Consider the following 7775-nt stretch of genomic DNA (forward strand, 5'->3'; position numbering starts at 1 on the left):
AGCAGCGCGTCGCCCTGGCCACCGCCGCCGCACAGCGCCGCCACCGCCTGGCCGGCGCCGCGCCGGCGCAGCTCCAGCGCCAGGTGCAGCACCAGCCGCGCGCCGGAGGCGCCGATCGGGTGGCCCAGCGCGATGGCGCCGCCGTGCACGTTCAGCCGGTGCTCGATCTGCTCCTCGCTGAGCCCGAGCGCGCGGGCGCTGGCCAGCCCGACCGCGGCGAACGCCTCGTTGATCTCGAACAGGTCGATGTCACCCGGCTCGATCCCGGCCCGCCGGCAGACCGCCCGCACGGCCTCGGCCGGCTGCAGCTGCAGGCTCGAGTCGGGTCCGGCGACCTGCCCGTGGGCGACGACCTCGGCCCACGGCCGCAACCCGTGCCGCTCGGCGGCCTCCTCGCTCATCACGAGCACGGCGGCGGCGCCGTCGGAGATCGGGCTGGACGACCCGGCGGTGATGGTGCCGTCGGGGTGGAAGGCCGGACGCAACCGGGCCAGCGCGGCGGGGTCGGCGTCGGCCCGCACGCCCTCGTCGCGCTCGACCAGGACGTCCCCGCCCCGGCGCTGCGGCACCGGCACCGGCACCACCTCCGAGGCGAACACCCCGGCCTGGGTGGCGCGGGCGGCGAGGCGGTGCGAACGCGCGCTGAAGGCGTCCTGGTCCTCGCGGCTGACGTGCAGGTCGCCGGCGTTGCACGACTCGGTCAGCGCGCCCATCGCCTGGTCGGTGAAGACGTCGTGCAGCCCGTCCGCGGCCATGTGGTCGACCATCGTCACCGGCCCGTAGCGGGTACCGGTGCGCGAGCCGGGCAGCAGGTGCGGGGCCCGGCTCATCGACTCCATGCCGCCGGCGACCACCACGTCGACCTCGCCGGCGCGGATCAGCTGGTCGGCCAGCGCCACCGCGTTCAACCCGGACAGGCACACCTTGTTCACCGTCAGCGCCGGCACGCTCATCGGGATGCCGGCCCGCACCGCGGCCTGGCGGGCCGGGATCTGCCCGCTGCCGGCCTGCAGCACCTGGCCCATGATCACGTAGTCGACCGCCGCCGGATCCAGCCCGGCACGCTCCAGCGCGCACCGGATCGCCACCGCGCCGAGCTCGGTGGCGGGCACCTCGCCGAGCGCCCCCATCAGCTTGCCGAACGGGGTGCGCGCACCGCCGACGACCACCGACCCCATGTCCATGCCTCCTCGCACCCGGGAGCACCCCGGCCACCGCCGTGGTGACCCGCCCAGCCTAACCACGCCGGCCGGTTCCGCACCCGAGCGCGGCACGGGTGTGAGCGGGCTGCGGTCGACGGTGTGAGAGCGTGCCCCCGTGCAGCCCGACCAGCCCACGGCCCCCGACGTCCCCCCGCCGCTGGAGGCGTCCGGGCTGTTCGAGGGCATCGACCACGTCGGCTACGCCGTCGCCGACCTCGACGAGGCGATCCGGCTGCACACCGAGGTGCTGGGGTGGCGGCTGGAGCACCGCGAGGTGAACCCGGAGCAGGGCGTGGCCGAGGCGATGCTGGTGGCCGGCGACGGCCACCCGGACCGCCCGCGGGTGCAGCTGCTCGCCCCGCTCACCGAGGACTCCCCGGTCGGACGGTTCCTGGCCCGCTCCGGTCCCGGGGTGCAGCAGGTCGCCTACCGGGTGCGCGACATCGAGCAGGTCAGCAGGGTGCTGCGGGCCCGCGGGCTGACCCTCGTGCACGACCGTGCGGTGCGCGGCACCGGCGGCTCGCTGGTCAACTTCGTGCACCCGCGCAGCACCGGCGGGGTGCTGCTGGAGATCGTCCAGCCGGCGGAGCCACCGGCCGGGACGCGGCCCTCCTGACGCTGGTCGGCCCGGCTCGCGACCTTTCCCGCCCCGAGGACCCGCGGACGTCGGTCGCGCCCACTACTGTGGGCCCCGCAGCCGAGCCCGGAGGAGCCCCCACCATGACCGTCGAGCAGCCCGGCCAGGGCCTCGAGATGTTCTTCGACCAGTCCGACGCCACCCGCTTCCGCCAGGTCCGCTTCGGCGGCTACGACAAGGCCGAGGTCGACCAGTTCCTCGTCGAGACCGAGCGCCGGGTGCAGGCCCAGCAGCAGCGCATCCTGCGTCTGGAGGCGCAGCTGGCCGAGACCCAGCAGCAGGAGCAGACGGTCCCGCTGCCCGAGCCGCAGCAGGACATCGGCCACCGCGCCCAGGGCATCCTGCAGATGGCCGAGGAGGAGGGCCGCCAGCGCAAGGAGGCGGCCGCCCAGGAGGCGGAGAACATCCTGACCGAGGCCCGGCGCCAGGCCCGTGAGCTGCTCGAGCAGGCCGAGCGGGACGCCGAGGACGTCCGGCTCACCACCCAGGCCCACGCCGACACCCTGCGCGCCCGGCTGGAGCGCGAGACCGGTGACGTGGTCACCCGGGCCGGGGCGGAGGCCGCCCAGCTGCTCGAGCGGGCCCACCAGCAGGCGGCGATGCTCGAGCAGGAGGCCGCCACGCTGGCCGAGCGCACCCGGGAGGCTGCGCTCCGCGACGCCGACGTCACCCGGCAGGAGGCCCTCACCCAGGCCGCGCAGTGGCGGCTGGAGGCCGAGCAGACCCGCTCGCAGCTGCTGACCACCCTGCAGGCCGAGCACGAGGAGGCGCAGGCCGCGCTGCAGGCCAGCATGGCGGAGCGGGCGGCCGCCACCGAGCAGGCCAACCGCGAGCTGGCCGAGATGGTGGCCGAGGCGGCCCGGATCCGCAGCGCCGCCGTCACCGAGGCCGACGAGACCCGGGCCCGGATGCTGCGCGAGACCGAGCAGCAGATCACCGTGGCCCGTCAGCAGGCCCGGACCAGCATGGAGCGCAACACCGAGCGGCACAACCAGGCCATCGAGGCGCTGCGACGCGAGATCGCCTCGCTGCAGCAGCGCCGCCAGGCCATCGTCGACCAGCTGTCGAACCTGTCGGCGATGGTGACGGCGACGGCCGGGCAGTTCAGCGGTCCCGACCTCGACCTGGACGACGCCGCGACGCCGGTGCTCGCCGGGGCCGACGAGCCGACCACCCAGCTGCCGCCGGTGACGACCGCCGAGCTCGACGCGCCCGCGGCCGACGGCAGCGGTCCCGAGCCGCAGACCCCGGTGGACGCGCCGGTCGTCGAGGACGGGGCCGAACCGTCCGAGGGCGCCGACGAGCCGGCCGACGACGCTCCCGACGCGACCACGGTCGACCTCGAGCCCGTCGACGGCCACGAGGCGGGCACCGACGACGCCGAGGCCGTCGGCAGCGGCCAGGCCGGCGAGCGGCACGGTCCCCAGGCGCGCCCCGGCACCAGTCGGCCGGGCGGTCGTCAGCACCGTGGCGGTGGCGCCGGCCGGGCTCCCGGCAACGGCTCCTCCGATCGTTCTCCCGGCGCCGGTCGACCGGCCGGCACCCGTCCGGGTCGCTGAGCCGGTCCCGGATGAGCGAACGCCCGCCCGAACCCCGGCCCAAGGTGACCCCGGGCCACCGCGACGCGCTGGACCCGGCACGCCCGGACGGCGTCCGGGTGCTCCTCGCCACCCCCTACCGGGTCGGCTTCTTCGGCTGCCTGGGCGTGCTGACCGCCTACGTGCTCGTCGAGGCGGCGCAGCAGGTCTCCTCGATCCTGCTGATGGTGCTGGTGGCGCTGTTCCTCTCCGTCGGTCTCAACCCCCTGGTCGAGCTCATCACCCGCCGACGGGTGCCGCGGGTGGTGGCGGTGCTGCTGGTCTTCCTGCTGCTGGCGGCCGCGATGTCGCTGGTGGTGCTCGCGGTGGCCCCGGTCTTCAGCTCCCAGCTCGACGAGCTGCTGCTCAACGCCCCGCGCTGGCTGGCCCAGCTGCGGATGAACCCGGTGCTGGCCGAGCTCGACGCGCAGTACCAGGTGATCACCCGGATCAGCGAGTTCCTCTCCTCCGGCGACCTCATCCAGACCCTCTTCGGCGGGCTACTCGGCGCCGGCCAGTTCATCGCCAACGCCCTGGTCGCCACGCTGGTGACGCTGGTGCTGACGCTGTACTTCATGAGCTCGATGCCCTCGATCAAGCAGGTCGTCTACCAGCTCTCCCCCGCCAGCCAGCGGGCCCGCGTGCGCTACCTGGCCGACCAGATCTTCAACCGGGTCGGCTCCTACCTCACCGGCATGTTCATCGTGGTGGTCACCGCCGGCGCGCTGAGCTTCATCTTCCTCACCGTGATCGGGCTCGGCGAGTACGCGCTCGCGGTCGCGGCGGTGGTCTCGATCCTCAGCTTCATCCCGCTGGTCGGCTCGACCATGAGCCTGGTCCTCGTCACCCTGGTCTGCCTGACCAGCTCGGTGCCGCTGGGCATCGCCGGCCTGGTCTACTACCTCATCTACCAGCAGTTCGAGGCCTACGTGCTCTACCCGCGGGTGATGGCCACCTCGGTCAAGGTGCCCGGCCCGGTCACCGTGATCGCGGCCCTGGCCTTCGGCACCCTGCTCGGCATCGTCGGAGCGCTGATCGCGGTGCCCACCGCTGCCGCCCTGCTGATCCTCTACCGCGAGGTGCTGATCCCCCGGCTCGACCGCAGCTGAGCGGCCCGGCGGGACGGGGCGGTTCAGAAGAGGCGCTCGTCCGCCCGGTCCAGACCGCGCAGCGCGTCGTAGTCGACGGTGACGCAGGCGATCCCCCGGTCGGCGGCCAGCACCCGGGCCTGCGGCTTGATCTGCTGCGCGGCGAAGACGCCCTGGACGTCGCCGAGCAGCGGGTCGCGGCGCATCAGCTCCAGGTAGCGGGTCAGCTGCTCCACGCCGTCGATCTCGCCGCGGCGCTTGACCTCGACCGCGATGTGGCGGCCGTCGGCGGTGCGGCACAGCAGGTCCACCGGGCCGATCGCGGTCATGTACTCCCGACGCACCAGCTCCACCCCGGCGCCGAAGGTCTCGGGGTTCTCGGCGAGCAGCTCCTGCAGGTGCGCCTCCACCCCGTCCTTCTGCAGCCCGGGGTCGACGCCGAGGTCGTGCTCGGAGTCGTGCAGCACCTCCGCGATCGAGATCTGCAGGGTGTCGCCGTCCTTGCCGGTGACCTCCCACACCTGGGTCAGCCGCGGGTCGAGGGCGTCCGCGACGGCCTGCTCGTCGGGCTCGGGCTCGCGCACCTCGATGGTGCACGGCGGGCTCATCCAGTTCAGCGGCTTGTAGGCCCGGTCGTCGGCGTGGATGCTCACCGAGGAGTCCCGCTTGACCATGATCAGCCGGGTCGCCATCGGCAGGTGGGCGGTCAGCCGTCCCGCGTAGTCGACCTGGCAGCGGGCCACCAGGAGCCTCACCGCCGGTGCTCGCATCCGGGCTCGGCGACGCCGCGGGCCGGGTGCCCGGCCGCGTCGGGTGCTGGGTGCTCGCTGGGGCTCACGGGCGCCGAATCTAGCCCGGGCACCGCACCGCGCCCAAGCCGGCGGACGCCGCGACGGCCCGTGCTGCACCGACGGTACGTTGGGGCGCGTGCGGGAGGTGGTCTGAGTGGGGCGCGGCCGTCGGGCCAGCAAGCACGCGCGCCCGCACCGCCCGCTGACCTCGGCCCTCGGCTCGGAGCGGGTGGAGACCGGCGACGGCAGCTGGGTGGTGCGCACCGTGCCGGGCGGCACCTCCGACAAGAGCTACATCTGCCCGGGCTGCCAGCGCCCGGTCCCGGCCGGCACCGGGCACGTGGTGGCCTGGCCGACCGCGGGCCACTTCGGCACCGAGCTGGGCGTGGGGGCCCGGCGCCACTGGCACACCGCCTGCTGGCGACGACGCTGACGAGAGGACCCATGGCCGACCTGTTCACCACCACCCTCGGCGAGAGCGGCAGCCGGGTGGTCTTCTGCCACGGCCTGTTCGGCCAGGGCCGCAACTGGACCCAGGCCGGCAAGGCGCTGGCCGACGACCACCGGGTGCTGCTGGTCGACCTGCCGAACCACGGCCGCTCGGCCTGGACCGAACGGGTGGACCACCTCGAGATGGCCGACGCCGTCGCCGCCCTGCTGGACGCCGACGACCCGGTGACGCTGGTCGGGCACTCGATGGGCGGCAAGGTCGCGATGGCGCTGGCGCTGCGCCACCCCGAGCGGGTGGCCCGCCTCTGCGTGGTCGACACCGCCCCGGTGGACTACGGGCGCAGCGGACCGTTCTCCGGCTACGTCGCCGGGATGCGGGCCATCGACCTGCCCACCCTGGGCTCGCGCGCGGAGGCCGACGAGCGGCTGAAGGAGTCGGTGCCGGACCCGGTGGTGCGGGGGTTCCTGCTGCAGAACCTGCGCCGCGACGGCGACGGCTGGCGCTGGCAGATGAACCTCGACGTGCTGGGCGACCAGCTCGACGTCGTCAGCGGCTGGCCGGCCGATGCGCTGGCCGGTGCCCGCTACGAGGGCCCGACGCTGTGGGTGCGCGGGGAGCACTCCGACTACGTCACCGCCGAGCACGAGGACGCCGTCCGCCGCTGGTTCCCCCTCGCCCGCCAGGTGACGGTCAAGGGTGCCGGGCACTGGGTGCACTCCGAGCAGCCGGAGGTGTTCCTCTCCGTGCTGCGCCGCTTCCTCGACTGAGCCCTCCTCACTTCGCCTGGCCGTAGTGCTCCACCACCGCGACCTGCAGCGGGAACTCCACCGCGGTGGCGCCGAAGAGCAGCCCGGTGGCCTCGGCGGCGGCGTCGTGGACGGCGGCCACCACGGCCTCGGTCAGCTGCTCCGGCGCGTGCACCATCACCTCGTCGTGCAGGAAGTAGGCCAGCCGTGCCGGCGGCCCGTCGCCACCCAGCGCCGACAGCCGGGTGCGCAGCCCGGCCAGCCAGCACAGCGCCCACTCCGCCGCCGTGCCTTGGACGACGAAGTTGCGGGTGAACCGGCCCCAGTCGCGGGCCCGCCGGCGGGCGTCGGCACGGTCGGCCGCGTCCAGGTCGGCCGGACCCACCTCACCTCCGACGGCGGTCCAGTCCGCCTCCGACGGCGCCGGTGAGGAGCGTCCCAGCCAGGTGGTGACGCGCCCACCGGCCTCCCCGGTGCGGGCGGCCTGCTCGACCAGGGCCACGGCGCGCGGGTAGGCCCGCTGCAGCCGCGGCATCAGCCGCCCTGACTCCCCCGACGTGGCGCCGTACAGGGCGCCGAGCATCGCCACCTTGGCCTCCGCCCGGGTGGCCACCACGCCGTCGGCGACCAGCCCGGCGTAGAGGTCGGTCCCGGCCCCGGCACGGGCCATCGCGTCGTCGCCCGACATCGCCGCCAGGATCCGCGGCTCGAGCTGGGACGCGTCGGCCACCACCAGCCGGTGGCCGGGGTCGGCCACCACCGCGCGCCGGATCTGGCGGGGCAGCTGCAGCGCCCCGCCGCCGTTGGTGGCCCACCGTCCGGTGACCACCCCGGCGACCACGTAGTCGGGGCGGAACCGTCCGCGCGGGACGCCGGACGCGTCGGGCTCGGCGTGCACCCAGGTGTCGAGCCAGTGCCAGCCGTTGGCGGTGAGCAACCGCGACAGCTTCTTGTACTCCAGCAGCGGCGCCACCACCGGGTGGTCGACCTGCTCCAGCTCGTGCTGGCGGGTGCTCTGCACGCCCAGACCGGCGGCGCGCAGCGCCTGCAGCAGCTCGGGCTGGGAGTCGGGGTTGAGCCGCGGTGCGCGCAGCCGCTCGCGGATCTCGGCGACCAGCGCCTCCAGCCGCTCCGGGCGCGCCCCGAAGGCGCCGGGGGCGCCGAGCAGCCGGCGCAGCTCGGCGTCGTGCACCTCGCGGCTCCACGGCATCCCGTCGGCCTTGAGCTCCGCGGCGACCAGCGCCCCGGCCGACTCGGCGGCCAGCAGCAGCCGCAGCCGGCCC

At 75.0% G+C, this 7775-nt stretch carries 8 protein-coding genes; 5 read left to right on the top strand and 3 right to left on the bottom strand.

Annotated features, from left to right (window positions below):
* The coding region (locus DVA66_RS14210; RefSeq protein ID WP_232821962.1) for an acetyl-CoA C-acetyltransferase at nt 1–1178 on the bottom strand (1178 nt) is incomplete at its 3' end.
* 139 nt (nt 1179–1317) lie between these two features.
* On the opposite strand from DVA66_RS14210, the gene mce reads away from it, so the two are divergent.
* The 3 genes from mce (at nt 1318) to DVA66_RS14225 (ending at nt 4525) form a co-directional block, all read left to right on the top strand.
* Nucleotides 1318–1818, top strand: coding sequence for a methylmalonyl-CoA epimerase (gene mce, locus DVA66_RS14215; protein WP_232821960.1), 501 nt, complete (start codon nt 1318–1320; stop codon nt 1816–1818).
* A 104-nt stretch (nt 1819–1922) separates the two neighbouring features.
* Nucleotides 1923–3398 (top strand): DivIVA domain-containing protein, encoded by a 1476-nt coding sequence (locus DVA66_RS14220; protein WP_114560678.1) that lies wholly within the window; start codon nt 1923–1925, stop codon nt 3396–3398.
* Nucleotides 3399–3409: 11 nt separating this feature from the next.
* On the top strand, nt 3410–4525 hold the full coding sequence (locus DVA66_RS14225) for an AI-2E family transporter (protein ID WP_114560679.1): 1116 nt from the start codon (nt 3410–3412) through the stop codon (nt 4523–4525).
* Nucleotides 4526–4548: 23 nt separating this feature from the next.
* Here DVA66_RS14225 and nucS read toward each other — a convergent pair whose 3' ends face one another.
* Nucleotides 4549–5274 (bottom strand): endonuclease NucS, encoded by a 726-nt coding sequence (nucS, locus tag DVA66_RS14230; RefSeq protein ID WP_114560680.1) that lies wholly within the window; start codon nt 5272–5274, stop codon nt 4549–4551.
* A 175-nt stretch (nt 5275–5449) separates the two neighbouring features.
* Here nucS and DVA66_RS14235 point away from each other — a divergent pair, with 175 nt between their 5' ends.
* Together DVA66_RS14235 and DVA66_RS14240 are read left to right on the top strand one after the other, a co-directional pair.
* Nucleotides 5450–5728 (top strand): hypothetical protein, encoded by a 279-nt coding sequence (locus DVA66_RS14235; protein ID WP_114560681.1) that lies wholly within the window; start codon nt 5450–5452, stop codon nt 5726–5728.
* A gap of 11 nt (nt 5729–5739) precedes the next feature.
* Nucleotides 5740–6513, top strand: a complete 774-nt coding sequence (locus tag DVA66_RS14240) for an alpha/beta fold hydrolase (protein ID WP_114560682.1) — start codon at nt 5740–5742, stop codon at nt 6511–6513.
* A gap of 7 nt (nt 6514–6520) precedes the next feature.
* Here the strand turns inward: DVA66_RS14240 and DVA66_RS14245 are convergent.
* Nucleotides 6521–7775 (bottom strand): bifunctional 3'-5' exonuclease/DNA polymerase (locus tag DVA66_RS14245; protein ID WP_114560683.1); only part of this gene is annotated, 1255 nt, incomplete at its 5' end.

It is taken from the genome of Desertihabitans aurantiacus (assembly GCF_003344635.1).
Classification (GTDB): domain Bacteria; phylum Actinomycetota; class Actinomycetes; order Propionibacteriales; family Propionibacteriaceae; genus Desertihabitans; species Desertihabitans aurantiacus.

What these genes read in the sequence shown, in the direction of transcription:
- DVA66_RS14225 (WP_114560679.1), top strand. Translation starts at nt 3,410, where the DNA reads ATGAGCGAACGCCCGCCCGAACCCCGGCCCAAGGTGACCCCGGGCCAC.
- nucS (WP_114560680.1), bottom strand. Translation starts at nt 5,274, where the DNA reads ATGCGAGCACCGGCGGTGAGGCTCCTGGTGGCCCGCTGCCAGGTCGAC.
- DVA66_RS14220 (WP_114560678.1), top strand. Translation starts at nt 1,923, where the DNA reads ATGACCGTCGAGCAGCCCGGCCAGGGCCTCGAGATGTTCTTCGACCAG.
- DVA66_RS14240 (WP_114560682.1), top strand. Translation starts at nt 5,740, where the DNA reads ATGGCCGACCTGTTCACCACCACCCTCGGCGAGAGCGGCAGCCGGGTG.